The sequence below is a fragment of the Brevibacterium renqingii genome (assembly GCF_017808105.1).
Taxonomy (GTDB): Bacteria; Actinomycetota; Actinomycetes; order Actinomycetales; family Brevibacteriaceae; genus Brevibacterium; species Brevibacterium renqingii.
In genome coordinates this window covers 86,078-111,765 of record NZ_JADBHF010000009.1, presented here as the reverse complement: position 1 = coordinate 111,765, position 25,688 = coordinate 86,078, and the positions used below count along the sequence as shown (strand labels likewise).

General features: G+C 67.0%; 22 protein-coding genes. 11 read left to right on the top strand and 11 right to left on the bottom strand.

The features are described from left to right. Positions 1–59: 59 nt before the first annotated feature. The 3 genes from IHE57_RS10895 to IHE57_RS10885 form a co-directional block, all read right to left on the bottom strand. Positions 60–1,244 (bottom strand): 4-hydroxybenzoate 3-monooxygenase, encoded by a 1,185-nt coding sequence (locus IHE57_RS10895; RefSeq protein WP_209325653.1) that lies wholly within the window; start codon positions 1,242–1,244, stop codon positions 60–62. 173 nt (positions 1,245–1,417) lie between these two features. Then, positions 1,418–2,254, bottom strand: a complete 837-nt coding sequence (locus IHE57_RS10890; protein WP_209325651.1) for a phosphosulfolactate synthase — start codon at positions 2,252–2,254, stop codon at positions 1,418–1,420. Between the two features lie 93 nt (positions 2,255–2,347). Continuing rightward, the gene (locus IHE57_RS10885; RefSeq protein ID WP_366933930.1) at positions 2,348–3,709 is read right to left on the bottom strand and encodes an MmgE/PrpD family protein; all 1,362 of its coding nucleotides are present in this window, start codon (positions 3,707–3,709) and stop codon (positions 2,348–2,350) included. 268 nt (positions 3,710–3,977) lie between these two features. Here IHE57_RS10885 and IHE57_RS10880 point away from each other — a divergent pair, with 268 nt between their 5' ends. Together IHE57_RS10880 and IHE57_RS10875 are read left to right on the top strand one after the other, a co-directional pair. Continuing rightward, a complete protein-coding gene (locus IHE57_RS10880; RefSeq protein ID WP_209325648.1) occupies positions 3,978–5,033 on the top strand; it encodes a YeeE/YedE family protein in 1,056 nt (351 codons plus the stop codon). Next, positions 5,030–5,254 carry a sulfurtransferase TusA family protein gene (locus tag IHE57_RS10875; protein ID WP_127363865.1) on the top strand — a complete coding sequence of 75 codons (225 nt, stop codon included), beginning with the start codon at positions 5,030–5,032 and terminating at the stop codon, positions 5,252–5,254. Before IHE57_RS10880 ends, IHE57_RS10875 begins: the two co-directional genes overlap by 4 nt. A gap of 1 nt (position 5,255) precedes the next feature. On the opposite strand, the gene IHE57_RS10870 is transcribed toward IHE57_RS10875, so the two are convergent. Continuing rightward, on the bottom strand, positions 5,256–6,026 hold the full coding sequence (locus IHE57_RS10870) for a class II glutamine amidotransferase (RefSeq protein WP_209325646.1): 771 nt from the start codon (positions 6,024–6,026) through the stop codon (positions 5,256–5,258). 76 nt (positions 6,027–6,102) lie between these two features. Here IHE57_RS10870 and IHE57_RS10865 point away from each other — a divergent pair, with 76 nt between their 5' ends. Further along, entirely contained in the window at positions 6,103–6,636 is a 534-nt protein-coding gene (locus IHE57_RS10865) for an O-acetyl-ADP-ribose deacetylase (protein ID WP_209325645.1), read from the top strand. A gap of 10 nt (positions 6,637–6,646) precedes the next feature. Here IHE57_RS10865 and IHE57_RS10860 read toward each other — a convergent pair whose 3' ends face one another. The 3 genes from IHE57_RS10860 to IHE57_RS10850 all read right to left on the bottom strand — a co-directional run bounded on the left by IHE57_RS10860 (position 6,647) and on the right by IHE57_RS10850 (position 8,908). Beyond that, the gene (locus IHE57_RS10860; protein WP_209325643.1) at positions 6,647–6,898 is read right to left on the bottom strand and encodes a hypothetical protein; all 252 of its coding nucleotides are present in this window, start codon (positions 6,896–6,898) and stop codon (positions 6,647–6,649) included. Between the two features lie 130 nt (positions 6,899–7,028). Next, a complete protein-coding gene (locus IHE57_RS10855; protein ID WP_209373005.1) occupies positions 7,029–7,715 on the bottom strand; it encodes a response regulator in 687 nt (228 codons plus the stop codon). Beyond that, positions 7,712–8,908: a sensor histidine kinase gene (locus IHE57_RS10850; RefSeq protein WP_209325640.1), complete on the bottom strand. Its 1,197-nt coding sequence runs from the start codon at positions 8,906–8,908 to the stop codon at positions 7,712–7,714. The genes IHE57_RS10855 and IHE57_RS10850 overlap by 4 nt, the downstream gene beginning before the upstream one ends. Before the next feature lie 152 nt (positions 8,909–9,060). On the opposite strand from IHE57_RS10850, the gene IHE57_RS10845 reads away from it, so the two are divergent. Next, positions 9,061–9,465, top strand: a complete 405-nt coding sequence (locus IHE57_RS10845) for a hypothetical protein (protein WP_209325638.1) — start codon at positions 9,061–9,063, stop codon at positions 9,463–9,465. Continuing rightward, a complete protein-coding gene (locus IHE57_RS10840) occupies positions 9,462–10,949 on the top strand; it encodes a multicopper oxidase family protein (protein WP_209325637.1) in 1,488 nt (495 codons plus the stop codon). The genes IHE57_RS10845 and IHE57_RS10840 overlap by 4 nt, the downstream gene beginning before the upstream one ends. A 92-nt stretch (positions 10,950–11,041) precedes the next feature. Here IHE57_RS10840 and IHE57_RS10835 read toward each other — a convergent pair whose 3' ends face one another. Both IHE57_RS10835 and IHE57_RS10830 read right to left on the bottom strand, forming a co-directional pair. Then, positions 11,042–11,752: a GTP pyrophosphokinase gene (locus tag IHE57_RS10835; protein WP_246475933.1), complete on the bottom strand. Its 711-nt coding sequence runs from the start codon at positions 11,750–11,752 to the stop codon at positions 11,042–11,044. A 51-nt stretch (positions 11,753–11,803) separates the two neighbouring features. Then, positions 11,804–12,559: an IclR family transcriptional regulator gene (locus tag IHE57_RS10830; RefSeq protein WP_209325635.1), complete on the bottom strand. Its 756-nt coding sequence runs from the start codon at positions 12,557–12,559 to the stop codon at positions 11,804–11,806. A gap of 151 nt (positions 12,560–12,710) precedes the next feature. Between IHE57_RS10830 and mdlC the strand changes: the two genes are divergently transcribed. Genes mdlC through IHE57_RS10810 form a run of 4 tightly spaced genes read left to right on the top strand, consistent with a single transcriptional unit; the run spans position 12,711 to position 18,241 of the window. After that, the gene (gene mdlC / locus IHE57_RS10825) at positions 12,711–14,327 is read left to right on the top strand and encodes a benzoylformate decarboxylase (RefSeq protein ID WP_209325633.1); all 1,617 of its coding nucleotides are present in this window, start codon (positions 12,711–12,713) and stop codon (positions 14,325–14,327) included. Between the two features lie 8 nt (positions 14,328–14,335). After that, positions 14,336–15,799, top strand: a complete 1,464-nt coding sequence (locus IHE57_RS10820; protein ID WP_209325632.1) for a benzaldehyde dehydrogenase — start codon at positions 14,336–14,338, stop codon at positions 15,797–15,799. Positions 15,800–15,828: 29 nt separating this feature from the next. Continuing rightward, the gene (locus tag IHE57_RS10815; protein WP_209325630.1) at positions 15,829–17,079 is read left to right on the top strand and encodes an MFS transporter; all 1,251 of its coding nucleotides are present in this window, start codon (positions 15,829–15,831) and stop codon (positions 17,077–17,079) included. Between the two features lie 13 nt (positions 17,080–17,092). Beyond that, a complete protein-coding gene (locus tag IHE57_RS10810; protein ID WP_209325628.1) occupies positions 17,093–18,241 on the top strand; it encodes a PrpF domain-containing protein in 1,149 nt (382 codons plus the stop codon). 79 nt (positions 18,242–18,320) lie between these two features. On the opposite strand, the gene IHE57_RS10805 is transcribed toward IHE57_RS10810, so the two are convergent. Beyond that, positions 18,321–21,794 (bottom strand): bifunctional proline dehydrogenase/L-glutamate gamma-semialdehyde dehydrogenase, encoded by a 3,474-nt coding sequence (locus tag IHE57_RS10805; RefSeq protein ID WP_209373002.1) that lies wholly within the window; start codon positions 21,792–21,794, stop codon positions 18,321–18,323. Between the two features lie 109 nt (positions 21,795–21,903). Here IHE57_RS10805 and IHE57_RS10800 point away from each other — a divergent pair, with 109 nt between their 5' ends. Next, positions 21,904–23,445 (top strand): FCD domain-containing protein, encoded by a 1,542-nt coding sequence (locus IHE57_RS10800; RefSeq protein WP_209373000.1) that lies wholly within the window; start codon positions 21,904–21,906, stop codon positions 23,443–23,445. Between the two features lie 21 nt (positions 23,446–23,466). On the opposite strand, the gene mgtE is transcribed toward IHE57_RS10800, so the two are convergent. Next, positions 23,467–24,810, bottom strand: a complete 1,344-nt coding sequence (gene mgtE / locus IHE57_RS10795; RefSeq protein ID WP_209325623.1) for a magnesium transporter — start codon at positions 24,808–24,810, stop codon at positions 23,467–23,469. A 261-nt stretch (positions 24,811–25,071) separates the two neighbouring features. On the opposite strand from mgtE, the gene udk reads away from it, so the two are divergent. Next, complete coding sequence (gene udk / locus IHE57_RS10790; RefSeq protein WP_209325621.1) at positions 25,072–25,683, top strand: uridine kinase; 612 nt, start codon at positions 25,072–25,074, stop codon at positions 25,681–25,683. Positions 25,684–25,688: the final 5 nt, after the last annotated feature.

Below are 25,688 nucleotides of genomic sequence, written 5' to 3'. Positions count from 1 at the left end.
CGTCGAACCTTTCTTCGTCGGGGCTGAAAACGTTGTGGCAGTCGTTGGGGGAGAGGAGCTCAGCCGTTGGGCCATCCGGTGTAGCACTCGGCGAGGTAGCGTCGGCCGTGCTCCGATTCGAGGATGGACTGGAGCTCGCCGAGGCTGCGCTTCGTCTCGAACGCATCCTGACCCGGGTCGGAGTGGAGCATCCGGGTCATCTGGTAGGAGAAGTTCTGGGCCTTCCACACGCGCTTCGTCGCGGTCTGCGAATACCCGGCCAGCGCCTCGGGATCGGAATCCCTGAGCGCTCTGATCAGCGCCGGAGCGAGCACGGAGACATCGGCGAAGGCGAGATTGAGGCCCTTCGCGCCGGTCGGGGGGACCGTGTGGGCGCTGTCGCCGGCGAGGAACAGCGAGCCGTGCTGCATCGGTTCGGTCACGGCCGAGCGGAACGGCAGCACCGTCTTGTCGGTGATCGGGCCGGTCTTGAGCTCGAAGCCGTCGGGGCCTGCGACACGGGATTGGAGTTCGGTCCAGATCCGGTCGTCTGACCAATCGGCGACGTCTGTGCCGGGGGAGGTCTGGAAATACATGCGCTGGACGGTGTCGCTGCGCTGGGAGATGAGCGCGAATCCGCGTTCGGAGCGGGAGTAGATGAGCACCTCGTGGCTGGGCGGGGCCTCGCAGAGGATGCCGAACCAGGCGAACGGGTACTCGTGGAAGAAGCGCTGCCGGGTGTTCTCGGGGATCATCGCCCGGCAGGGTCCGCGGGAGCCGTCGGAGCCGACGACGTACCGGGCGTCGATGCGCAGGTCCTCGCCGTCGGCGGTGGTGGCCGTCACCCAGGGGCGATCGGATTCGACATCGCCGAGGCGGGTGTCCGTGACCGAGTAGCAGATCGGCTCCCCGGTGCGTTCGCGCGCGGCGGCGAGATCGACGAAGATCTCGTTCTGGGGGTAGAGCCAGACGGATTCGCCGACGAGTTCTGGGAAGTCGAAGAGGTGGGAGGTTCCGTCGACGCGGATGTTGATGCCGTCGTGGCGGTGCCCGTCCGTGTGGACGCGGGATTCGACGCCGGCGGCCTCGAGCATGCGCACAGACCCCGCCTCGAGGATCCCCGCGCGGTGGGTGTGGGCGATGTCGTCGCGGCTGCGATTGTCGATGACGACGGAGTCGACGCCTGCATTGTGAAGCAGGTGGGCGAGCATGAGCCCTGCAGGACCCGCGCCGACGATCGCGACGTCTGTCTGAAGTTCTGGCACCGTGGCCTCCTTGCCTGTCTCGTCCCCTCAGTGTGCGCCCAGTCACGGACGCGAGGCGATCCGGTTCTCAATGAATGAGAGACCGGAGGGTATGGCGAAGGCACCGACGGGAACCGCCGGTGCCTTCGTTTTCGCAAGGCCGGTCAGTCTGACCGAGCCGCCTCGGCCTCAGCTCACGGAGCCGGGTTGATCACCCGTCCCCAGGTGGACTTGTTGCCCCAGATGTTCTGGCGCAGGCCCTCGAGCTGGAGGATCTGCGAGTGGTCGACGAACAGGTTGCATTCGTTGCCGTAGTTCTTGATGTACCACTCGAAGACGGGTCCGTCGGCGGCCTCGAACATGACGTTCTCCAGGCCGAGACCGTTGATGATGGAGGCGGCGGCCGCCGTGTTCCACTCATCGACGTTCTCCGTGATGCCCTCGGACTCGATCATGATGATCGAAGCTCCGGCGTCGAGCGCCCGCTGTCCGCGATCGACGAGGTCGCCGATGTCCTTCGCGGACTCGGCGGCGAGTTCGGCCTCACCGGAGTCTCCGCCCGAACCGATCTGGATGCCCAGTTCGGGCTTGGCCTTGAGCCCGGCCCTGACGACCTTCTCGACGAGGCGCTCCAGACCCGAGGTCGGGAGCATGATGAAGCCGGTCGAGATCTCGATGACGTCGAATCCGACCTCCTTGGCCTCCTTGAGATACTGATCGACCGCCTCGTCCCCATAGCGCAGGACCGTCTCGATCCAGCCGCCCGAGGACACATAGGCCCCGTTCTCGTGTGCGATGTCGCTGAACGCCCTGACCTGCTCGGGCGGGACGAGCGAGAAGGATCCTCCCGCCCACTTGATGCCGTCGACCCACTGGCCGGCGACGTCGAAGACATCCTGGAGGTGACGGGTGCCGTAGGTCGAGTAGTACGGTGCGCGGATCTCGGTCATGCCGACGGTGCGTGGCTTGGCCGGGCGGTATGCGCGGGGAACGAAGTTCATGGACACATCGAAATCAATTGCGTTCGACATGGTCTTTCCTTTCTTCGAATGTCGGCGCAGGTGCCGACGGGGTGCCGGCTTTCTGCCGGCGGCTGCCGGATCCTCCGGCGGGGTGACGCAGCCTCAGCTGCGAGTCTGGGGGATGCGTGCGAGGACCTCCGTGAGCTCACGGATCCGGTGGTTCTCGAGATCGTGGACGAGTTCGGCGATCTCGTCACGCTGCTCCGCCTCGGCGAAGGGGGAGACCAGAGCGTCGAACTTCCGGCGCGCTCCCTCCCAGTCGAGCGGGTTCGTCGTGAACCCCTCGTAGTCCTCGGTGCTCGCGTGCAGCTGCGTGCCGTCGTCGAGGGTGACGACGAGGTCGGCGCACATGTGATCAGGGAAGCGGTCACTGAACTCGTCGGAGGGCGTGATCGTCACCTTGTGCATGAGATCCTGCACATCCTCGGCGGTGATCCGGTCGGGGTCGTACTGCTCCGGATTGAGCTCGCCGTCGAGGAGGACGACCGCGACCATCCACGGCAGCGAGTGATCGGCCTCCTCCTTGGTGCGGATGGTGCGTTTGTCGCCCTCCTCGCCGCCGCCGATGATCGAATAGGCGACATCGAAGGTAGTCAGCTCGACACCCGAGATGGCCTCGGCGCGGAATCCCTCCTGCCGGCGGATAGCCTGTGCGGCGTCGAGGGCCGACTGCGAGTGGATCTCGGCATTGTGCTTCTTGATGATCGTGTCGGTGACCTTCTCGAGGTCCTCGGCCGACCAGTCGATCTCGAAATCGCCCGCCAGGGCCTTGAAGCCCTTGTTGCCTTCGAAGACCTCGGCCGGGCCGGTGATGCCGCGGGCGGCCAGCAGGGCGTCGAAGACTCCTTCCTTCGACACGTGCGGATAGGCCAGTCCCTTCCAATGGCTGAGGTCTCCCGTCCGCGTCACCCGCAGGGCGACGTTGGCGGTGCCGGCCATGGCCGCGGCGTTGGCGATCTGCTCGGCATTCAGTCCGAGGGCCTTGGCTGCGGCGGCTCCGGCGGCGAAGGCGCCCTGCGTCGTGTGGTCGAAGCCGAGGTCGCGGACCGGGGCGACGTCCGAGAGCCGAGCGTGGATCTGATAGGCGACGGCGAAAGCCGTGAGGAAGTCCGCTCCGGAGGCGTCGGCGTGTTCGGCCGCGGCGAGCACCGCACCCATGTTGTCCGAGGGGTGGTTCGTCTCGCCCTTCGCGAGATAGGCATCCATGAAGTCGAGGTACCTGCTCAGTGCGGAGTTGAAGAAGGCCGCATGATCGGGGCTGGCGTGACCGCCGCCGATGAGGGTGGCCCCGTGCCCGGCGTCGAGGTCCTCGATCAGTGACCTGATCTCCTTGAGCGGCTGCGCGTCGAGGGCGCCGATGGCGACGCCGATCGTGTCGAGCACGCGGATCTTGAGCTGTTCGAGTGCCGTGTCGCTGAGCATCTCCAGCGAGGCTCTGTCGACGAACTGGGCGAGTGACTGCACTTCCGTGAGTGATTGCACTTCCGTGAGCGATTGCCTTGGCTGACTGTCTGTCATGATGACCTCTCCTCTGTAGGTTAGGTTAACCTAATCATCTCCCAAAAGTATCTTGACGTCAAGATACTTTGGAGGAGATGTGCGTCACATCGTGCGCCGTTGGCCCGCTGCATTGCGGCATATGACGACACGACGTTGACTCGACGATGATTGTTGAGCAAAATGGAGGGCTGTTGCTCGTCTTGCATATCTGTCATCCAGAGAAAGCAGTGCCATGATCATTACTGGGCTTGTTGTCGGCCTGATCCTCGGGTTCGTCTTCCAGCGAGGTCGATTCTGCGTCACCGGGGCGTTTCGCGATCTCACCCTGACGGGGAACACCCGCTGGTTCTCCGCTCTCATCGTTCTTGTCGCGGTCCACTCGATCGGCCTGTTTCTGCTCAACAGCTTCGGCGTCATCACTCTCGAGGCAGAGCCCTTCCCGTGGCTGGCCTCGATCGTCGGCGGCCTTGTCTTCGGCTTCTCCATGGTCTTCGCGGGCGGCTGCGCCACCGGCACCTACTACCGGGCCGGAGAAGGGCTCGTGGGCAGCTGGTTCGCCCTCATCTTCTATGCGCTGTTCTCGGCCGTCATGAAACTCGGGCCGGGCGCCGAATTCACCGAGGGCATCCGTTCGATCACCCTGGACAACGGAAGTCTCCCGGCGAGCATGGGCCTGAGCCCCTGGGTCTTCGTCGTCGTCATCTCGGCCATCGCCGTCTGGCTGACCGTCCACCACGCGCGCAAGCTCAAGACCCCGATGGCCGCACTGCCTCCCCGGAAGACCGGGCTTGCCCACCTGTTCACGGAGAAGCGCTGGAACCCCTTCGCCACCGCAGTGGTCATCGGCATCATCGCCACGGTCGCCTGGCCGCTGTCGGCAGCCACGGGGCGCAACTCCGGGCTGGGCATCACGACGCCCTCGGCCCACCTCACCGGCTATCTCGCCACCGGTGACGCCGAGCTCATCGACTGGGGTGTCATGCTCGTCATCGGCATCCTCGTCGGCTCCCTCATCGCGGCCAAGGCCTCCGGCGAGTTCCGAGTCCGCGTCCCCGATCAGGCCACCATCATCAGGTCGATCATCGGCGGCATCGGCATGGGCGTGGGCGCGGCCATCGCCGGCGGCTGCACCGTCGGCAACTCCATGGTCTCGACCGCGCAGTTCGAATATCAGGGCTGGGTTGCGACTCTGTTCATGATCGTCGGCGCGGGAGTCGCCGCCAAGGCAACCATCAAGCCCCGTAAGTCGTCGGCCCCGGCGCCGGCGGCGGAAAGCAGGACAGTATGAAACAGGTACTCGAAACGGACGGTCTCGTCTGCCCCTTCCCCCTCGTCGAGGCGAAGGAAGCCATGGACGGGCTGACGGGCGGCGACGAACTCGTCATCAACTTCGATTGCACGCAGGCCACCGAGGCGATCCCGCAGTGGGCCGCAGAGAACGGCTACCCGGTCACCCACTTCGACCGCGTCACCGATGCCAGCTGGACGATCACAGTCCAAAAGGCCTGACTCACAGGCGAACGATGGTCTCTGCACCATCGGCGACGGTCAACCGCATGATCGTGTTCTGCTCGATGAGGCTCCAACCCTTGTGTTCGAGCCCAGAGGAGGACACGATCGTGGCGCCGTCGGCGAAGCGCTGCCAGCTCATCCGGTAGTAGTGATCATGATGGTCCGGCGGCAGCGGTCCCTGAAGATAGGGCACCTCGGTGCCGGCCGTGGCGTGGACGACGATCATCTCCTCAGGCGTGAGCAGCAGGAGGTTGATGCTCGGATGGTCGAAGTCCGCCCGCAGCATGCGCACGGTGCCGGTGACTGCGTCGAGCAGGGGCTCACCGTGTCGGGCCCGGCGGAGAACGAGTGCGAGGATGATCGCCGAATCGGTCGTGCCGCCGACCTGATCGATCTCTGCGATGCTCACGTATTCGCGCAGCCGCTCGATCGGACGCACGGAGCCGTTGTGCGCCAAAGCGATGTCCTCGGCGAGGAACGGATGCGTGTTCTCCTCGAGGTCAATCAGTCCTGTCGTCGCCATCCGCAGGTGGCAGATCCGTGCTTCCGTCGCCTCCGAATCCAATGCCCGAGTCAGCCGCGGATCTTCGGTGCCCACGTGGGGCGTGCGGAACCGGGCGATCGACTCGGTGTCGGAATCGAGCCACGCAGTTCCCCAACCGTCGTCGTGGACACTGCCCATCGACTGCCACTGGCGGCACTCATCGACACCGATGAGATCCGCGGCGGTCGTCGGGGTGGGGGAGATGAAACCGAGCAGCCTGCACATGAAGCCTCCTTCGCGCTGTCTCCAGGCTACCCCGCAGGCGGTGTGCAACTCCTGCGACTCTGTCTAGACTCGAGGCATGAAGATCACGGTACTCGAAGGCGATATCACCGAGACTTCCGTCGACGCCATCGTCAATGCCGCGAATTCGAGTCTGCTCGGAGGCGGCGGGGTCGACGGAGCCATCCACCGCGCGGCCGGCCCCGCACTGCTCGAAGCCTGCCGCGAGGTCAGGCAGACCACCCATGTGCGCGGACTGCCGCCGGGACAGGCGGTGGCGACGAGCGCCGGCGACCTCGGGGCGAAGTGGGTCATCCACACGGTCGGACCGGACCGGAATGCAGGGGAGGCCGATCCAGAAATCCTTGAGTCCTGCTTCGAGTCGAGTCTCAACCTCGCCGAGGAGGTCGGAGCCACCTCGATCGCGTTCCCGGCCATCGGTGGGGGAGTCTTCGGCTGGTCGCCCAGAGACGTCGCCGAGGCGGCTCACAGCGTCATCGTCGAAGGACGTGAGCGCGGACGCTGGGAATCGATCACAGAAGTCCAGTTCGTCCTCTTCAGCGAGCAGATGACCAGCGTGTTCTGTCAGGTCTTCGACCACGATCAGTGGTGAGGCGGCGCGCTCACACGATCGAGTGCCGCAGCTTGCGCACGATCGCCGCCGCCAGCGCCGCGGCACCGCAGCCGGCGGCTAACAGCAGCGGCACCCCGGAGATGAGGGACTCCACGACATACTCGGGTCCGGTCTGCAGGATCGGGCCCACGACCTTGACGAGGAGGAATCCGAGGATTGCGATGAAGAGGAAGAATGCCGCACTCTTGCCGAGTCGGACCGGCAGGCTCTTCGGATAGTCAGAGATTCTGGTTGTGCTCATCGTCGATCACCTTCGACATCGTCGGAAGGTCCAACCTGCTTGGACTCTGCTTCGAGGCTACTCCTCGAAGCAGAGCATGCTCTCAGAGATCGAAGGACGTTCGATGGGAATCGGCCCCGCACACAGCGCCTCAGCGCCGAGGCTGCCCACCGGGACGCACCAGACCGGTTTCATAGGCGAGGACGACGAGGGCGGAGCGATCGCGAGCGTCGAGGCGGGTGAGCAGTCGGCTGACATAGGTGCGTGCCGTGGCCGGGCTGAGGAACAGCTCGGCGGCGATCTCGGCATTGGTCAGGCCGCGACCGATGCAGCTGAGCACCTCGACCTCCCTTTCGCTCAGCCCCTCGAGCACACCGGCGTCGAGTTCGGCAGTGCGGCCATCGGCCACGGCACGCATCACCGCGGCGGTGATCGACGGTGCGAGCTGGGCGTCGCCGGCGGCGACCGTGCGGATCGCTGTGCGCAGATCGACGGGGGAGACGTCCTTGAGCAGGTAGCCGGCAGCCCCGGCTCGGATCGCCGAATAGACGTTCTCGTCCTCATCGAAGGTCGTCAGCACGAGGACTCTCACCCCGTCGAGAGCGGGATCGGTCACGATCGTCCGCGTCGCCTCGATGCCGTCCATGACGGGCATGCGGATGTCCATGAGCACGACATCGGGGCGCAGCTGACGCACATGGGACAGACCGGCTCGGCCATCGGCCGCCTCGGCGATGACGGTGATGTCCTCATCGCGCTCGGCCAGGGGTCGGAGGCCGGCTCGGACCAGTTCCTGGTCGTCGACGATGATGATGCGAATCGGTGCGTTCGGGCTCATGTGCTCTCCCCGTCATCAGCGGGCGGGCCCGCGGGCAGCCGGGCGCGGACGGTGAATCCGCGCTCGCCGGGACCGGCCGCGAAGTCTCCGCCCAGAAGGTGCACGCGCTCGCGCATTCCCCGGATCCCCGCCCCCTCCACCGGATCGTGGGCGAGACTGGTGCCGTCATCGGTGATGTCGAGGACGAGCTCGCTGCCGTCGAGGCCGATGGCGATGGCCACATGAGTCGCCGTCGAGTGGCGGAGGACATTGGTCATCGACTCCTGCACGATTCGGAACGCCACGGCATCGACATCTCGCGGCAGCCGGGCCGCATCGACGTCGACCTCCGCGCTCACCTCGAGCCCCGCCGCTCGGGCGGACTCGGTCACCCGTTCGAGCGAAGCCAGACCCAGTGCCCCAGCGGGAGACTGTGCGTCCAGCGATTCGTCGCGGAGGACCTTGACCGTGCCCCGCAGCTCACGCAGCGCCTCCGAGGTGGCCGTGCGCACCCGTTCGAGGGCGGCCGCCGCCTCCTCCGGGTCGCGTGCCTCGGCGGCCACCGAGGTGTGCAGGGCCGCCACGGACAGGGTGTGACCGATCGTGTCATGGAGGTCGCGGGCGATCCGCATCCGCTGGGACTGCATGCGTGAGGCCGCGGCCCGGGTCTGTTCCGCGGCCGTCAGCGCGGCGATGTGAGCGGCCTGGGCGCGCGTGTGCCGGACCAGTCGGACCACGGATCCGAGTGCGATCGCCGCGGCGGCCAGGGCCAGTTCGGTAACGAATCCGTAGCCGGTGAGGTGGGCACGGGGGTCGAGGTCGTCGAAGCGAAAGAAGGAGGACACGGCCACGAGGACCGCGGCGCCGACGACGGCCCAGGAGGTGCGACGCAGCTCGGCAGTCGAGAAGAGGGCGCCGACGGCCGGCAGCACCATGCCGATCGGCGGCAGGTCGAGCGCGTAATAGGCGAAGATGCCGAGGACGGTGACCGTGAGCACGATGATGGGCAAGTGCCGGCGCAGAAGCATGAGCGCCCCGAATCCGGCGGCCCAGACGAGGCCGGGAAACGGTGAGGTCTGTGCCGAATCCGCGGCGATGACCAAGGCGATGACCAGCGTCATCGCCACCGCCAGAGAGGCGTCGACCAGTCGGGAGTCGAGGCGCTCACGCGTGCGCGCCGCCCCGTCCGTCTCTCCTGCATCGTCGATGGCCATGGGTCCAGAATACGGAGCTTCGAGCGCCGGCGCAGTCGCTCGGCGTCGATCGGGCAGTCGCCTGCAGGCGACTGTGCCCGCGCCTCGGGGCGAAGGCAGCTGACGCTTCGGGGTCGATGTGCCGCAGCCGACGGAGCAGGAGGGTTGAGAGTATGAATGACAAACCCCGAACACGAGATCCTCTGTCCTGGCCGCTCATCGTCGGCCTGTCCTCTCTGGCCCTGCTGTGGCCGCTGACCGGGCTGTGGCCGGTCCTCGGGGAGGGGGCACCCCGGGCGATCATCCTCATCGGAATCACCGGCGCGGTGTGGATCGGGACCGTCGGTTTCGCCCGCCCCGCCCGCCCCGTGCTCACCCTGACCATCTGCGGCGCGGCACACGGGTTCATCAACCTCGCCTTCGGCGGGCTGCTTGCGGGCACCGGGGCGATCGGCGCCGGTCCCGCCATGCTCATGGCGTTCATCCCCAGCCTGGCAATGGGTGCGGGAGTCGGTGCGCTGGCCGGTCTGGCAGCCGCGGGCATCCAGGCGATGCTCGGTCGGCGGGAGGAACGATGAGACTGCGCAGACCCGCAGCGGTCGCGACCGTCTCACTGTTCGTCGCGGCCGGGCTGGCTGCGTGCGGAGTCTCGACCACCTCGGTGACGGAACCTGAGTTCACGAACGAACTGGCCATCCCACCGCTTGCCGACTCGCACGTTGAGGACGGAGTCCGCATCTTCGACCTCAGCGCGCAGGAGGGCACGAGGGAGTTCGCCGGCCAGGACGGGCCCACCCGCACCTGGGGGTTCAACGGCGACTTCCTCGGACCGACGCTGCGGGCCGATCGCGGTGAGGAGATCGCAGTCGACGTCGAGAACGATCTGACCGAGCCGACGAGCGTGCACTGGCACGGAATGCATCTGCCGGCGGACATGGACGGCGGACCGCACCAGATGATCGAACCCGGGCAGACGTGGACACCGCGCTGGCAGATCGATCAGGCCGCCTCGACGCTGTGGTACCACCCGCACCCGCATGGACAGACCGAGGATCATGTGTACAGAGGGCTGGCCGGAATGTTCATCATCGATGACGATGAGAGCAGGAAGGCCGAACTGCCGCATGAGTATGGCGTCGACGATCTGCCGCTCATCGTCCAGGACAAGTCCTTCGACGGAGACGGTGAGCTCGAACTCACCCACGACGGTGCCGAACCCGGGATGCTCGGCGACACCGTCATGGTCAACGGCACCATCGGAGGGGTGCAGAAGGTCACGACCGAGAAGGTCCGCCTGCGCATGCTCAACGGGTCGACGGCTCGCACCTATGCCTTCGAGTTCCCCGACCGGCCGATGACCCTGACCGCCGGCGACGGAGGCTTCCTCGACGAACCCGCCCAGGTGGACCGGCTTCGGCTCGCGCCGGGGGAGCGCGCCGAGGTGGTCGTGGGCTTCTCCCCGGGCGAGACCGTGCGGATGCGTTCGGCCGAGGTCGATCTCGGTGGAGTTGCGGTTCCGTCGACGATGGGCGGGTCCGACTCCTTCGACGTCCTCGAATTCCGTGCCGCCGATGACTTGGCGGCCTCGCCCGAGCCCGCGTGGTCGCCGTCGCGGCAGGCCGAGGAGGATGCGATGGACGAGGCCGATGCGGTCAAGACCAGGAAGTTCGAGCTCTCAGAGCGGGAGATCAACGGCGAGAGGATGGATATGAGCCGCATCGACGAGGTCGTCCACGTCGGTGACACCGAGGTGTGGGAGGTCCGCAGCTCACAGCCGATTCCTCACAGCTTCCATGTCCACGATGTGCAGTTCGAGGTGCTTGACGTTGACGGTGAGGCCCCGCCGGTGCCGATGAGCGGGCGAAAGGACACGATCTACCTCGAACCGAACCGCGTCTATCGACTCCTCATGCGCTTCGAGGACTACACCGACCCGCACCTGCCGTATATGTACCACTGCCATATGCTCCTGCACGAGGACGAGGGGATGATGGGCCAGTTCGTCGTCATCGACCCCGGTCAGGAGGACGAGGTCGGGGTGCCGGCCGGGCACGAGCACTGAGGCGGCGGCAATCCCCGGTCAACGTCCACTATGCAGACGAGGTGAGGCGAACAGGGCGCCGGGTCGGCTGGGAGCCTACCGGCCCAAAAGGCCTAGCCCTCCCGCATGCTCAGATCCCACAGGATCCGCAGCGCCTCGTCATCGAAGTCCTCGCCCGAATCGATGTCGGGAGCCCCGTCGTGGACTTCGGAGTGGAGCTGCTCCATCCGTCGGTCGAGCTGATCGGCGGCGTCAGCGGCCTCGGCGAGCTCCTCGATGAGCCGGGCGGGGACGTCTCCGTTGAACTTGTAGTGGATCTTGTGCTCGAGGCTGGCCCAGAAGTCCATCGCAATCGTCCGGATCTGCACCTCACAGATGACCGGCACCGGTCCGCCGCGGAGGAACACGGGCACCTCGAGGATCGCGTGCAGACTGCGATACCCGTTCGGCTTCGGGCGAGCGATGTAGTCCTTGATCTCGACGACCCGGATGTCATCCTGAGCGGTCAGGAGTTCGAGCACATGATAGGTGTCGGCGATGAAGCTGCAGGTGATGCGGATGCCGGCGATGTCGGTGATCTTCTGACGAATGACATCGATCTCGAGCGGCAGCCCGCGGCGGTGGACCTTCTGCAGCAGACTCCGCGGTGATTTCACTCGCGAGGAGATGTGCTCGATCGGATTGTAGCTGTGTGCGTGGAGGGACTCCTCGCGCAGAATCGAGATCTTCGTGAGCATCTCGTCGACGACGAAGCGATGCTGCATGAGCAGTCGGGAGAAGTCGAGGCGCAGGGCACGGAGGCTCTCGATCTGCTGCGGCGACATAGCCGATTCCCCTGATCTCATGATCCTCCCGATGTCTGAGTCCGTCTCAGTCTAGTCGGCGGCCAGATCCTGCGTGATCCTCGCCGAGGCGGTCCGCAGGGCGCGCATGATCGCAGGCGACCCCGTGTGGTGCTCGGAGCCGATGACGACGCCGAGGCCGGCGATCGCCACACCGTCCGTGCCGAAGACCGGCACCGTGATGCCGGTCGTGCCCTCGTCGATGTGCCCCGACAGCTCGGCGAAGTGGTGCGAGCGGATTGCCGAGAGCATTCTCCGCAGCGCGGCCGGATCCGTCGTCGTCTTCTCCGTGATCGCCGTCAACGGCCCCCGCAGATATGCCTCCCGCACGTGCTTGGGCGCATAGGCGAGCAGCACCAGCCCGCACGAGGAGGCATGCGCGGGCAGTCGCCCGGCCGTCTTCGACCGGTGGACGACCGCATTCGGCGCCGACATCCGCTCGATGATGAGCACCTCACGCTCGCGCAGGATGCCCAGCTGGGTGTTCTCGCCGACGAACTCATGGACGGCCATCATGTGCGGTCGGGCCACCGAGGCGAGGTCGACGGCGTCGGAGGCTCGATTCGACAGCTCCCACATCCCCACGCCGATCCGGATCCGCCCGGTGGGATCGCGCTGCAGCAGGTCATGGCGCATCATGTCGCCCACCAGCCGGTAGGCCGTGGACTTCGGCAGTTCGGCGCGGTCGGCGATCTCATCGGTGCTCAGGCTCTGATGGTCGGGGTCGAAGGAGGCGAGCACTCGGACGAGTCGATCGATCATCGATTCGCCGGATCGGGAGTTCGCCATGGACCTGATTCTAGCGGTAACGACACGAGATTCTCAATGAATGGGATCAGTGTGGCCAGTGGTGGTTCGGGTCACTAATGTGACGAGATGTGCACCACAGTCCGCTGTCGAGGGTGCCCCCGGATCCATCACTTCAAGGAGCATCACGTCGATGACGACAGTTACGGTTCGCCAGGCAGTCCACGAGCTCATGGCCTTCCATGGGATGACCACGATGTTCGGCAATCCGGGCTCCAATGAGCTGCCCTTCCTCAAGGATCTGCCCGCCCGCTACATCCTCGGCCTCCATGAGGCGACCGTCGTGGCGATGGCCGATGGATACTCGCAGATCACCAACCGTCCCACCCTGGTCAACCTCCACGCCGCCTCCGGCACGGGCAACGGCCTCGGGGCGCTGACGAACTCGGTGATCTCGAAATCGAAGCTCGTCATCACCGCCGGTCAGCAGGTCCGGGACATGATCGGACCCGAGGTCATGCTCGCCAATGTGCAGGCCCCGAAGCTCGCCGAACCGCTCGTCCACCAATCACTCGAGCCCCTGAGCGCTCACGATGTGCCCCGTGCCTTCTCCCAATCCGTCTTCGCCGCCGAACACGGACCCGTCTACCTCTCGGTGCCCTACGACGACTGGGACGCCGAGGTCCCCGCCGACCGGATCCGCCAGCTCTCCCGTCAGATCACCTCCGCCCGGACCGTCGACCCCGCCGTCATCGGTGAACTCGCACAGAAGCTGTGGTCGGCCTCGGCGCCGGTCCTCGTCCTCGGCCCCGAGGTCGACGACGAACGCGTCTGGCACACCACGATCGCCCTGTCCGAGGCCCTCGACCTCCCCGTCTGGGCCGCCCCGTCGCTGTCGCGTCTGCCGTTTCCGAACCAGCACCCGAACTTCCGCGGAGTCCTGCCCGCCGGCATCGCCCCGATCGAGCAGATCCTCGGGCCCCACGATCTCGCACTCGTCATCGGCGCCCCCGTCTTCCGCTATCACCAGTGGCAGCCGGGTCAGTACCTGTCCGAGACCACCGAACTCATCCAGGTCGGCGAGGACACGTCGGCGGCCGCTCGCGCGCCCTTCGGCGATGCCCTCATCGCCGACCCTGTCGAGACCCTCCTCGCGCTGGCGAAGACCCTCGACATCGCCGACCCAGCCGCAGAGTCCGATGCCCCCATGGCACCGACACGGGAGATCGCGCCTGCGGTCACCTCGGCGACCGACGGGGTCCTCCATCCGGAGGAGGTCTTCGCCGGCCTGCGCGAGACGATGCCGCGCGAGACCCGCTACGTCGTCGAATCCACCTCGACGAATGCGGCGTTCTGGGCGCAGATGGACCTCGAGGAGCCCGGCTCCTACTTCTTCCCGGCCTCCGGCGGGCTCGGCTGGGGACTGCCCGCCTCCATGGGCGTCGCCCTGGCCGACCCCGACCGTCCGGTCGTCGCGATCATCGGCGACGGCTCCGCCCACTACTCGATCTCGGCCCTGCGCACCGCCGTCGAGGAGGACATCGGCGTCATCATCGTCCTGCTGCGCAACGGCACCTACGGAGCACTCGACTGGTTCGCCGACATGCTCGGCGTCGACAAGGCCCCGGGACTCGATCTCGGCGAGGTCGACTTCGTCTCCATCGCCGCCGGCTACCAGATGCCCGCCGCACACGCCGCGGACGCCGCCGAACTCGACCGGCTGCTCGCCGAGGCACAGGAGCGCGCCGGCCGCGGGCAGGCCAGCTTGATCGAAGTCAACACCGAGAAGACCCGTCCTGAGAAGAAGTGAGGCAGACGATGAGTGAGAACACGTTCCTGGGATCCGACTGGCACGAGAAGATCTTCACCGGCACCTGGGCCGACGGCGCGGGGGAGACCTACGACGTCATCGAACCGGCCACGGGAGAGACCCTCGGCCGCCTCGGCACCGCCAGCGCCGATGACGTCAACGCAGCCGCTGCCCGCGCGGCCGCCGCACAGAAGGAATGGGCGCGCACGACCCCGGCCGAACGCGCCGCCGTACTCCGCCGCGCCGGAGCCCTGTGGGCCGAACACGCTGCGGAGCTCTCCGACTGGATCGTCCGAGAAGCCGGCTCCATCCCGGCCAAGGCCGCACTGGAGATCAGCTCCGCCGAACAGATCTGCTACGAATCGTCCGCCCTGCCCAGCCACCCCAAGGGACAGGTGCTGACCTCGAACGAACCGCGCTGGTCCTTCGCCCGCCGTGTTCCGGCAGGAGTCGTGTCCGTCATCGCGCCCTTCAACTTCCCGCTCATCCTCGGCATCCGCTCGGTCGCGCCCGCGCTCGCCCTGGGCAATGCTGTCCTGCTCAAGCCGGATCCGCGCACCGCCGTGTGCGCCGGAGTGGCCATCGCGAAGGTCTTCGCCGAGGCGGGACTGCCCGACGGTCTGCTCCAGGTCCTGCCCGGCGGGCTCGACGCCGGTGAAGCCGTCGTCGCCGCGCCCGAGGTCTCTGTCATCTCCTTCACCGGTTCGACCGCAGCCGGCCGCAAGGTCGGCGAGGCCGCCGGGCGCCTCCTCAAGCGCTGCCACCTCGAACTCGGCGGCAACAATGCGCTCGTCGTCCTGCCCGGCGCGGAGGTCGGTCCGGCCACCTCGGCGGGAGCGTTCGGCTCGTGGATGCACCAGGGGCAGATCTGCATGACCACCGGTCGCCACCTCGTCCACGAGTCCGTCTACGACGACTACGTCGAACAGCTGGCCGAGCGCGCGCGGAACCTGCCGGTCGGCAACCCCGCCACCGAGGACGTCGCGATCGGGCCGATCATCGACGAGAAGCAGCGCACCCACGTGCGCGAGATCATCGACAAGGCCACCGCCGACGGCGCCCGGCTCGTCGCCGGAGGAACGGGCGAAGGCGCCTTCGTCCCGCCCACCGTGCTCACCGACCTCAGCCCCTCGAACCCGGCCTGGTCGCAGGAGATCTTCGGCCCCGTCGCCCCCGTGGCCCGGTTCTCGACCCTCGAGGAAGCCGCCGAGATGGTCAACGACAGCGAATACGGGCTCTCGCTGGGCATCCTCGGTGACGTGGGCATGGCCATGGACCTGGCCGACCTCGTCGACACCGGCAAGGTCCACATCAACGAGCAGACCGTCTCCGACGAGGCCAACGTCCCCTTCGGAGGGATGAAGGACTCCGGCAACGGCTCCCGCTTCGGCGGGGCCGAGGCCAATATCGAGGCCTTCACCGAAACCCAATGGGTGACGATGCGCTCGTCCATCGCCCCGTACCCGTTCTGATCCGACCCGCCTACCACTCGGAGACACCGATGTCCTCAACCGCTCCTTCCGCGCCCGCCGCTGCCGCCAGTTCGGCGAGCCGGTGGCCTGCCGTCCTCTGCTGGCTCGCCGTCGCCCTCGAGGGCTTCGACCTCGTCGTCCTCGGCGCGGTGATCCCCGAGCTGCTCGCCACCGAGGCGATCGGATTCACCCCCGAGGCGGCCACCCTCGTGGCCACGCTCAGCCTCGTCGGCGTGGGCCTGGGCGCCGTATCCGTCGGCCCCGTCGTCGACCGGATCGGACGTCGGTGGGCGATCATCGGCTGCGTCATCGGCTTCAGCCTCTTCACCCTCTTCGTGGCCTTCGCCCCGAACGTCGCTCTGTTCACGCTGTTCCGGTTCATCGCCGGCCTCTTCCTCGGCGCCGTGATGCCCAGCTGCCTGGCCTATATCAGCGAATACAACAAGTCGGGCAAGACCGGCAAGGCGACGACCCTGACGATGACCGGCTACCATGCCGGTGCCGTCGGCATCTCGCTGCTCGCCGTCGCCTATTCGCACAACTGGCATCTGCTCTTCGTCGCCGGCGGCGTCGCGGGCCTGGTCATGGTTCCGCTGCTGTGGTGGAAGCTGCCCGAGTCGGAGGCGTTCCTCGCCGCTCAGGAGGCGAAGCGGAATCCGGCGGCCGCCTCGGCGACGGTGGAGTCCACGGTCAAGACGGGGATGGCCGGGCTCTTCGAGGGCAAGCTCGCGCTGGTCACCATCGGTGTGTGGGCGTCGAGCTTCATGGGCCTCCTGCTCGTGTACGGGCTCAACACCTGGCTGCCGAAGATCATGGCCGACGCCGGCTACGAGGTCTCGGACTCCCTCGTCATGCTCTTCGTCATGAACATCGGTGCCGTCGTCGGACTGATCCTGGCCGGCTGGCTGGCCGATAGGCACGGAACGAAGAAGATCGTGCTCATGTGGTTCGTCCTCGCCGCGGTCTTCCTCGCCGCCCTGAGCATTCCGATGACGAGTCAGGTCCTGCTCAACCTCGCGGTCTTCATCACCGGCGTCTTCGTCTTCTCCGCGCAGGTGCTCGTCTACGCCTTCGTCTCCGCGATCTACCCGGCGCAGGCGCGCGGCACCGCACTCGGCATGGCCTCGGGCATCGGCCGCATCGGTGCCATCGTCGGGCCGTTCATCACGGGTGCGCTCGTGACCGCGGGCATCGCCTACCCCTGGGGCTTCTACCTCTTCTCCGTGGTTGCCGTGCTCGGCTTCGCGGCCATGGTCATCGTGCCGAAGTCGGTGAAGTGACTACTCTGGAGCCATGACCCGCTGGATCGAAGCCGCTTTCGTGCGCGGCGGTACGAGCAAAGGCCTCTTCTTCCGTTCGGATGCGCTGCCCGAACTCGGCGACGACGGGGATGCGAGCCAGTGGGATGCGATCTTCTGCTCCGCGCTCGGATCCCCGGACTCGTTCGGTCGACAGCTCGACGGGATGGGCGGGGGCATCTCCTCCCTGTCGAAGGTGATGGTGGTCTCGGCATCGAGGCGTCCCGGAGTGGATCTCGACTACACATTCGCCCAGGTCGCCGTCGCCGAGGCGGTCGTGGACTACTCCGGCAACTGCGGGAACCTCTCGTCGGGGGTTGTGCCCTTCGCCCTGCAGTCCGGGCTGCTCACCGCAGCCGACGGGTGGCACGTGTTCCGCCTGTTCAACTCGAACACCGGGCAGTTCGTCGATGTGGGCCTCACGGTCGAGGACGGCCAGGCCGCCGTCGAAGGAGCGTTCGAGCTTCCCGGCGTCAGCGGCAGGGCGGCACCGATCGAGCTCATCTATCCCGACCCGGCAGGCAGCCGCACCTCAGATCTGCTGCCGACGGGTCGGCCGAGTGAGCCCATCGAGGTCGGAGGTGCACGGTTCGAGGTCTCCATGGTCGATGCCACGCTTCCGGTCGTCATCGTGCCGGCCGCGGCGATCGGCCTCAACGGTGATGAGTCACCGGAGGCCATCGACGCGAACCGGCCGTCGATGCTGCTCATCGCCGAGCTGCGCCGGAAAGCCGCGGTCCGCATGGGACTGTGCCAGAGCCCGGAGGAGGCACCGCAGGTCGTTCCGAAAGTCGCGATCGTCACCTCGCAGACGCCGACGACCCTGCTGGACGGGACGAAGCTGGCGGCCAAGGACTCCGATCTGCCGGTGCGCATGATCTCCATGGGCCAGACGCACAAGGCCGTGCCCGGAACCGGAGCCATGTGCCTGGCCGCCGCCGCACTCATTCCCGATACGATCGTCAACCGCATCATCACCCGTGCGGAGACTCCTGCGTCGGGCCCCGAAGTGCGTCTCGGAACCCCTTCCGGAGTCGTCACCGCCTCCGCTGTCTGGGACGCTGAGCAGAAGACGGTGACGGCGACCTCCCTGTTCCGCACCGCACGCGTGCTCATGCGCGGACAGGTCGCCGTCACGGTCTGAACGGTCTTCAACCACTGACGGCGGCCGCCCAGCCTCACTCGAGGCTGCGCGGCCGCCGTCAGTCAGCAGCGCTGAAAGCTCAGGCCTTGAGCTGGGCCGCGAGGGTGTGGAAGTCGCGGCTGGGGTTGCCGAAGCGGTGCAGCGTCATCGACACCGCCTGCTCCTGCACGTAGTACCGCAGCTCCACCCGCCCCGAGGACGTCACGGGTTCGTCGATGAGGGCGACCTCCGGACGAGGAGCGGCCGCGGCCAGCAGTTCGTCCTCGAGACGACCGAGGATGCGGATGCGCGCACCCACAGTATCGTCGTAGCGCCCCTGGCCGACCATCTCGGCGAAGCCCTGTGCCGACTCCGTACGCGCCGCGACCCCGGCGTTCGTGACGGCGATCTTCACATCGGCGGACACATCCTCGGCGACGGAAAGCTGCACGGTCGAGCCGACGGTCCGCGCCGCGTGCAGGGACCGCTCGAGGTCGAACAGGCTCGCCTCGGCCGTCACGCGCAGAGTGACCGGGCGCGAACGGTACCGGAAGATGTTCGCCTCGGCGCTCAGCTGTGACGGATCCTTCGCGGCCCCGAACTCGCAGTCGTTCCACCGCCGGTCATCGGCCTTCGCCGCCTCGAGGCTCTGTGCGGAGCCCTGGGCACCCGGCAGGGAGGCCGGGTCGTCAGCGAAGTGGCCGAAGAGCATGAGGTAGTTCGGACCGCCGGCCTTCGACCCCAGACCCACCGAAGACTGCTTCCAGCCGCCGAAGGACTGCCGGCGCACGATGGCACCGGTGATGCCGCGGTTGACGTAGGCGTTGCCGACCTCGACGCGGTCGAGCCAGGTGGCGACCTCTTCGGGGTCGAGCGAGTGGATGCCGCCGGTGAGGCCGAAGTCGACCGCGTTCTGGAACTCGATGGCCTCGTCGAGGTCACGAGCGTGCATGAGGCCGAGCACCGGACCGAAGACCTCGGTGAGGTGGAAGAACGATCCAGGCTTGACGCCGTCCTTGATGCCGGGGCTCCAGAGGCGTCCGGTGTCGTCGAGCTGCTTGGGCTCGAGCAGCCACGACTCGCCGGGCTCGAGCGAGGTCAGCGCGCGCCGCAGTTTGTCCGAGGGATCCTCGGTCAGCGGGCCCATCGTGGACGAGAGGTTGGCAGGCCAGTCGACGACCATCGACGCAGCGGCGTCGACGAGCTGACTGCGATAGCGCTCGGAGTCGTAGGTCGACCCGACCAGGATGCCCAGCGAGGCGGCCGAGCACTTCTGCCCGGCATGTCCGAATGCCGAATGCACGAGGTCGGCCATGGCGAGGTCACGGTCCGCGGCGGGTGTGATGACCAGGGCGTTCTTACCCGAGGTCTCCGCGTTGACGTGGAGTTCGGGCCGGAACGACTTGAACAGGGCAGCGGTCTCCGACGCACCGGTGAGTATGACCCGGTCGACGTCGGGATGCGAGACCAAGTGCTGGCCGAGCTCTCGTTCGATCGGGGCGCACAGCTGCAGCACATCGCGGGGGACACCGGCCTGCCACAGGCAGTCGACGATGAGCGCCGAGCAGTGCGGCGTCGGCTTCGAGGGTTTGTGGATGACAGCGGAACCGGCCGCCAGAGCCGCGACGGTGCCGCCGGTGGGAATCGCCACGGGGAAGTTCCACGGTGGGGTGATGACGACCATCTCATCGGGGGTGAAGGTCGCCCCTTCGAGGTTCTCGAGCTCGAGGGAATTCAGCGCATAGTAGCGGATGAAGTCGATCGCCTCGGAGACCTCGGGGTCGGACTGTGCAGGCATCTTGCCCACCTCGGCGGCTTCGACGGCGAGGAACTCCGCGCGACGGGCGGCGAAGATGTCCGCGGCCCGGTGAAGGATCTCGGCCCGGCCGGCGGCCCCGAGCTCGCGCCAGTCCGCTGCGGCGGCCCGGCCGCGGGCGATCATCTCATCGAGTTCGGCAGTCGACTCCACGGCGGGAGCGTTCGGACGATCGTCGAGGTAACCGGGCGCGGTCGCCTCGGCGATGATCTTCCGCACCCACGCCTGGTTCGCCGGCAGAGAGGGGTCGGTGTCGGGTTCGTTGAAGAACTCCGTCGGGACAGACGTCTCACCGAGCGTCTCGGCCGAGCGGTCCTGGCGGCGGTTCGGTGCCGGGGCGGACTCGCCGTCGGCCTCGAGGGTGTCCTCGAGCTGCTTGACGGAGGCGGTGAAGCGGTCGGCCTCGCGCTTGAACACATCGTTGCCGTTGGCGAGGTCGAAGATGCCGGACATGAAGTTCTCGCTCGCCGAGTTCTCCTCGAGACGGCGGACGAGGTAGGAGATCGCGACGTCGAACTCCTTCGGATGCACGGCCGGAACGTAGAGGAGGAGGTCTCCGACGTCCTCGGTCACCGCGGCGGCCTGTTCGCTGGCCATGCCCTGGAGCATCTCGAATTCGACGCGGTCGGTGACCTCACGGTCGACGGAGAGGTGGTGGGCGAAGGCGATGTCGAAGAGGTTGTGGCCGGCCACGCCGATGCGCAGCCCCTTCATCCGCTCCGGGGTGAACAGCCAGTGCAGGACCCGCTTGTAGTTCGCGTCCGTGGACTGCTTCGAATCGCAGGTCGTCGTCGGCCACCCGGCGATCTCGGCGTGCACGGTCTCCATCGCCAGGTTCGCGCCCTTGACGAGGCGGACCTTGACGCCGACGCCGCCGTTCTCGACGCGTTCGGCGGAGAACTCGCTCAGCCGCTGGATCGCGCCGAGTGCATCGGGCTGGTACGCCTGGATGACGATGCCGGCCTCGAGGTTCTTGAATTCCGGCTCGGAGAGCAGGCGGGTGAACACCGCGATCGTGAGTTCGAGGTCCTGGTACTCCTCCATATCGAGGTTGACGAACTTCGCTCCGGTCGGAGCCTTCGCCGCCTGGCTGTAGAGGGGGCGGAGGCGATCGACGACATAGTCGACGGTCTCGTCGAAGGCCCACATCGAGATCTGGGAGGCGACCGAGGAGACCTTGACCGAGACGTAGTCGACATCCTCGCGGGCGAGCAGACGGTGGGTCTCCTCGAGGTGGTGATCGGCTTCGGTGTCGCCGAGCACGGCTTCGCCGAGGAGGTTGATGTTCAGCCGGTGGCCATCGCCGGTGAGCGTGGCCACGGTCTTGCCGAACTGCTTGTCGCGGGCGTCGACGACCATGTGGCCGACCATCTGGCGCAGCCGGGCGCGGGCGGCGGGCACGACGACCTGAGGGGCGACCTTGGCCAGGGCCGCTCCGGCCTTGATCTGCGCGCGGTCGAGGAACGACATGGTCTCGGGCGCGAGCTTGCCGACCTCGGCAAGGGCGTCGGCGGCAGCGTGCACGTCATCGGTGCGGACCACGCGATCGACGAACCCGACGGTGAAGTCGAGGCCGTTGTCGTCGGACAGGACCGCGGAGAGCCGTTCGGCGGCCGGATTCTTCGCCGCCGTCTTCGCCGTCGCCACCCGCAGCCACTTGCGGACGGTGTCGATCGACCGGACTGTGAGCTGATCGAGATCGGTATCGGTGTGCAGCAACTGTGCTCCCTGTCTGTCGTAGGCGGTGCTCTCACGCATCGACGCTGACCGTGGAGCTTTGACCTCAGTATGCGCCGCGGAATTCGGGTGGTGAAGAGGTCGAAGTGTCCCATACGCGTATTTGAGTCAGAAGTATTAGAATGGTGACATGTATTCCCCGGAGGACCGTCGTGCCGCGGTGGCGGCTCTGAAGACGGACACCATCGCCGAGGTGGCCGCGCGCACGGGTGCCTCACCGTCGACGCTGCGACGCTGGGCGGGCCGGAGCGACCTCGCGGACCGTCCCCGCAGCGGGCGCCCTCCGATCCAGGCTACGGCCGATCAAGTCGTCGAGGCGCTGGTCGCCACCGCCGGGGCCAGGATCTCGGGACGGGACTATTCGACCCGCGCGCTGTCGGAGGCGACCGGTCTGAGTCAGAGCATCGTCTCCCGGTCCGTGCGTTCGCTGACCGTCCCCGTCGCCGAGGTGACCGGAGGTCGCGAACTCGTCCTCGCGGCCAGCGGATTCCCCCTCGTCATCCTCGGCTTCCGCGCCGTCGACACTGGTGGCGACGACAGCAACGGCCGACCGGCAGTGCCGCCTCGGCGGATCCAGAGGCGCATCGCCGGGATCGCGGCGGCGCTGCGCTCGGCTGGTGTCCAACGTTGGGCACAGCGGTTCGGCAGTGAGCATCGACAGACCCCGACCGCCGATCTGCTGGCGCTGCTCGCGGGGGAGGAGAATGAGGAGCTCCTCGTCTTCGACCCCCTGGGCGAAGTCCCGGACGACACCGTCGCCGAAGCCGGACCCCGTGCGAGGGTGCACAGAGGCTTCGTGGAATTCGTCGCCGAACTCAAGAGCGTGCTCGCCGGCTGCCAGGACATTCCCGGCTCTCTGCTCGATCAGCTCGCTGCCCGCGTCAGGCATGGACTCGAGGGGGTGCTGTGGCGCGAATCGGTGCAGATCGAGCCGAGACGAACTTCTATTACTTCTGACTCAATGGAGATATCTTCGTGGCTGCCGAAGGAGACTCGTTCGATCACCGAGCACCTGGCGATCGCCCTGCGTGAGGAGATCATCGACTCCGGTTACGACCCCGGCGATCGGATCAATCCGCGGCTGCTGTCCCGACGCATGCGCGTGCCCCGTGCCTCCGTCGACGCGGCTCTGCGTCGGATGGTCGATGACAAGCTGCTCGACGGCTCTCGCGGAGGAGCCCGGATCCCGCTCATCACGACCGTCGACGTGCTCGACCTCTACGCCGCGCGCATGGCCATCGGGGAAGTCGTGCTGAGATCGCTGGCTCTGCGTCCGCAGCGCTACCTCGTCCCCGTGCAGCTGGCGCTGCGACAGGTCGAGGCCTCGGCGCCGACCCGCAGCGGAATCGACGTCGAGGACGCTGATCTGCACTTCCAACAGGAGCTGGCCCGGGCTTCGGGACTGCGCGAATCGGCGCGCACCTTCGAATCGCTCACGCTGCGCCTGCGGCTGTTCATCTCGATCCTCCAGCTCGACTACTCCCCGGCCAGCGACCGCATCGTCAGCGACGACCGAGCGATCTTCCGCTCCCTCAGCCGCTCGGATGCGAAGACCGCGATCGAGGTCTGGCGCGGCAAGGTCGACAATGCGGTCAGGCACATGGCCGGGCTGCTCGGCCGACGCCGCTTCGACCAGGAGCTGTGGACCCAGCTGACACGCAGCCTCGGGTGAACCCGGGCCGGGGGATCGAGCTCAGAGCCCGAGGAGCGCGATGGCGATGGTGAAGTACACGAGCAGTCCGCTGGCATCGCAGAAGGTCGAGATGAACGGCGTCGACACGACCGCGGGATCGACCCTGCACGCCTTGGCCGCGATCGGGATCGAGCCACCCACCACGGCCGCGATCGGGCAGTTGACCGTGAGCGTGAGCGCGATGACCGCACCGATCTCGATGCCGTAGAGAGGAGAGGCGATCGCAAATGCCGGTACGGCCAGCAGCACACCGAGCAGCAGACCTGTCGTCAGCTCCTTGCCGGCTACCCGGAGGAAGTCGCGCAGACCGATCTCGTCCATCGCCAGCGCCCGGGTCACAGTCGTCGCGGCCTGTGAGCCCGTATTGCCGCCGATGCCGGTCAGCAGCGGGATGAAGAGCGCGAGTGAGACCACCTCGGCCAGCGTCGATTCGAAGATCTCGAGCACATGGACGGTGAGCACCGCCGAGATCGCGAGCACGAGCAGCCATACGATGCGGGTACGCGCGATCGTGAGGATCGAGGTCGGCAGATACCGGCGGTAGAGCGGCTGTGTGCCGCCGGACAGCGCGTAGTCCTCCTCGTCGGCCTCGGCGATGATGCGTGCGGCGTCCTTGATCGGCAGGATCCCGACGAGGCGGCCCTCACGATCGCCGATGGGCAGGACCGTGACGTCCTCGCGCAGGGCGGCCCTGGCGGCAGCCTCCATATCGTCATCAGTGTGTGTGATCTCCTCGACGGGCACTGCCAACTCGTCCACACAGGTGGCGGGCGCGAAGCGGAGGAGCTCGAGGGCATCGAGAGTGCCGACGATCCGACGGTCGGGTGTGAGGACGGGGATGAGGCGGACGTCCTCGAGGTCGACCTCGGTGTCGCGCAGTCGCCCGGTCACCTCGGCGACGGTGTCGTTCGTCCATGCGATGACGGCAGTCGGCGACATCCGGCGGGCGATCGAATTCCGGCCGTAGCCGGCGATCGCCATCACCGCGCCGAGGTCGGAGGCGGGGACAGCGCTCAGCAGCTTCGTGGTGACGTTGGCGGGCAGCTCATCGACGAGGCGGCCCTGATCCTCGGGGTCGAGGTCGCTGAAGATCGTGCTCAGCTCCTCCGTGTGGAGGGCATCGATGATATCGGACCGGGTGCCGCGGTCGAGGTCGTCGAAGACCTCGACGGATTCGTCCTTGGGCAGGAGTCGGAAGACGATCGCGGCTTCGGTGGCCGAGAGCTCGGCGATGAGCTCGGTGGTCGCATTCGGACCGAGACCGCGGATGGCGGCACCGAGGGCGGCGAGGTCGCGGTTGTCGGTCAGTGAGCGGATGGTGGCGGCGTCGAGGACAGAGGTCATGACGTACTCCAAGCAGAGTCGAGTCGACGCGTGCGAGTCCGGCAGGCGTCAGCGGAGGTGGGGGAGGGGGCACAATCGACTGTCGGAATCCATTGACTACCACCTCCCTGGAATCTGCTCGAAGGAACTTCCGTGCGCGCCCTTGAAGCGCGATCCGAGTCTAACCGAATCCGGTGAGCCGAACGGAAACCGGGGGGAGTGCGCTCGCAGCCGGCTGGTATAGATTTGGGGAGGAGCGAAGCCGAGGAGGAGAACCGAACCGTGGAGACTTTGGTTGTGGGCGTGGCCGGCGGCACCGGCAGCGGAAAGACGACGCTGACCAGGGCGCTGCTGGACAAGTGCGAGGGCCCGCCCTCCGTGCTCTACCACGACAACTACTACAGACGGCGCGACGAGCTGACTTACGAGGAGCGCGAGAAGGTCAACTACGACGATCTCGACGCCTTCGACAACGATCTCTTCGTCGACCATCTCACGGCGCTGCGGGCCTCCCGACCGGTCGAGAGCCCGGTCTACGACTTCTCGATCCACAATCGCAGCGATGACACGACCCTGGTCGAGCCCTCATCGGTGATCATCGTCGAGGGGATCCTCATCTTCGCGGAGCCTCGCATCTGCAGTCTGCTCGACATCAGGCTCTTCGTCGACACCGATGCCGATGTGCGTCTGCTGCGTCGGATCAAGCGCGATGTCGTCGATCGCGGACGGACCCTGCAGTCGGTCGAGGACCAGTATCTGGGCACGGTCAAGCCGATGCACGAACTGTATGTCGAACCCTCGAAGCGCAACGCCGACGTCATCATTCCCGACGGCGGCCACAACATCGTGGCCATGGACATGGTCCTCAACCGGATCCAGCGCGGGGTCCGGTAGGAGCA

Excerpts from the sequence above, each read along its gene's own strand:
- IHE57_RS10890 (WP_209325651.1), bottom strand. The coding sequence starts at position 2,254 with ATGTCGAACGCAATTGATTTCGATGTGTCCATGAACTTCGTTCCCCGC.
- IHE57_RS10880 (WP_209325648.1), top strand. The coding sequence starts at position 3,978 with ATGATCATTACTGGGCTTGTTGTCGGCCTGATCCTCGGGTTCGTCTTC.
- IHE57_RS10875 (WP_127363865.1), top strand. The coding sequence starts at position 5,030 with ATGAAACAGGTACTCGAAACGGACGGTCTCGTCTGCCCCTTCCCCCTC.
- IHE57_RS10870 (WP_209325646.1), bottom strand. The coding sequence starts at position 6,026 with ATGTGCAGGCTGCTCGGTTTCATCTCCCCCACCCCGACGACCGCCGCG.
- IHE57_RS10865 (WP_209325645.1), top strand. The coding sequence starts at position 6,103 with ATGAAGATCACGGTACTCGAAGGCGATATCACCGAGACTTCCGTCGAC.
- IHE57_RS10860 (WP_209325643.1), bottom strand. The coding sequence starts at position 6,898 with ATGAGCACAACCAGAATCTCTGACTATCCGAAGAGCCTGCCGGTCCGA.
- IHE57_RS10855 (WP_209373005.1), bottom strand. The coding sequence starts at position 7,715 with ATGAGCCCGAACGCACCGATTCGCATCATCATCGTCGACGACCAGGAA.
- IHE57_RS10850 (WP_209325640.1), bottom strand. The coding sequence starts at position 8,908 with ATGGCCATCGACGATGCAGGAGAGACGGACGGGGCGGCGCGCACGCGT.
- IHE57_RS10845 (WP_209325638.1), top strand. The coding sequence starts at position 9,061 with ATGAATGACAAACCCCGAACACGAGATCCTCTGTCCTGGCCGCTCATC.
- IHE57_RS10840 (WP_209325637.1), top strand. The coding sequence starts at position 9,462 with ATGAGACTGCGCAGACCCGCAGCGGTCGCGACCGTCTCACTGTTCGTC.
- IHE57_RS10835 (WP_246475933.1), bottom strand. The coding sequence starts at position 11,752 with ATGTCGCCGCAGCAGATCGAGAGCCTCCGTGCCCTGCGCCTCGACTTC.
- IHE57_RS10830 (WP_209325635.1), bottom strand. The coding sequence starts at position 12,559 with ATGGCGAACTCCCGATCCGGCGAATCGATGATCGATCGACTCGTCCGA.
- mdlC (WP_209325633.1), top strand. The coding sequence starts at position 12,711 with ATGACGACAGTTACGGTTCGCCAGGCAGTCCACGAGCTCATGGCCTTC.
- IHE57_RS10820 (WP_209325632.1), top strand. The coding sequence starts at position 14,336 with ATGAGTGAGAACACGTTCCTGGGATCCGACTGGCACGAGAAGATCTTC.
- IHE57_RS10815 (WP_209325630.1), top strand. The coding sequence starts at position 15,829 with ATGTCCTCAACCGCTCCTTCCGCGCCCGCCGCTGCCGCCAGTTCGGCG.
- IHE57_RS10810 (WP_209325628.1), top strand. The coding sequence starts at position 17,093 with ATGACCCGCTGGATCGAAGCCGCTTTCGTGCGCGGCGGTACGAGCAAA.
- IHE57_RS10805 (WP_209373002.1), bottom strand. The coding sequence starts at position 21,794 with ATGCGTGAGAGCACCGCCTACGACAGACAGGGAGCACAGTTGCTGCAC.
- IHE57_RS10800 (WP_209373000.1), top strand. The coding sequence starts at position 21,904 with ATGTATTCCCCGGAGGACCGTCGTGCCGCGGTGGCGGCTCTGAAGACG.
- mgtE (WP_209325623.1), bottom strand. The coding sequence starts at position 24,810 with ATGACCTCTGTCCTCGACGCCGCCACCATCCGCTCACTGACCGACAAC.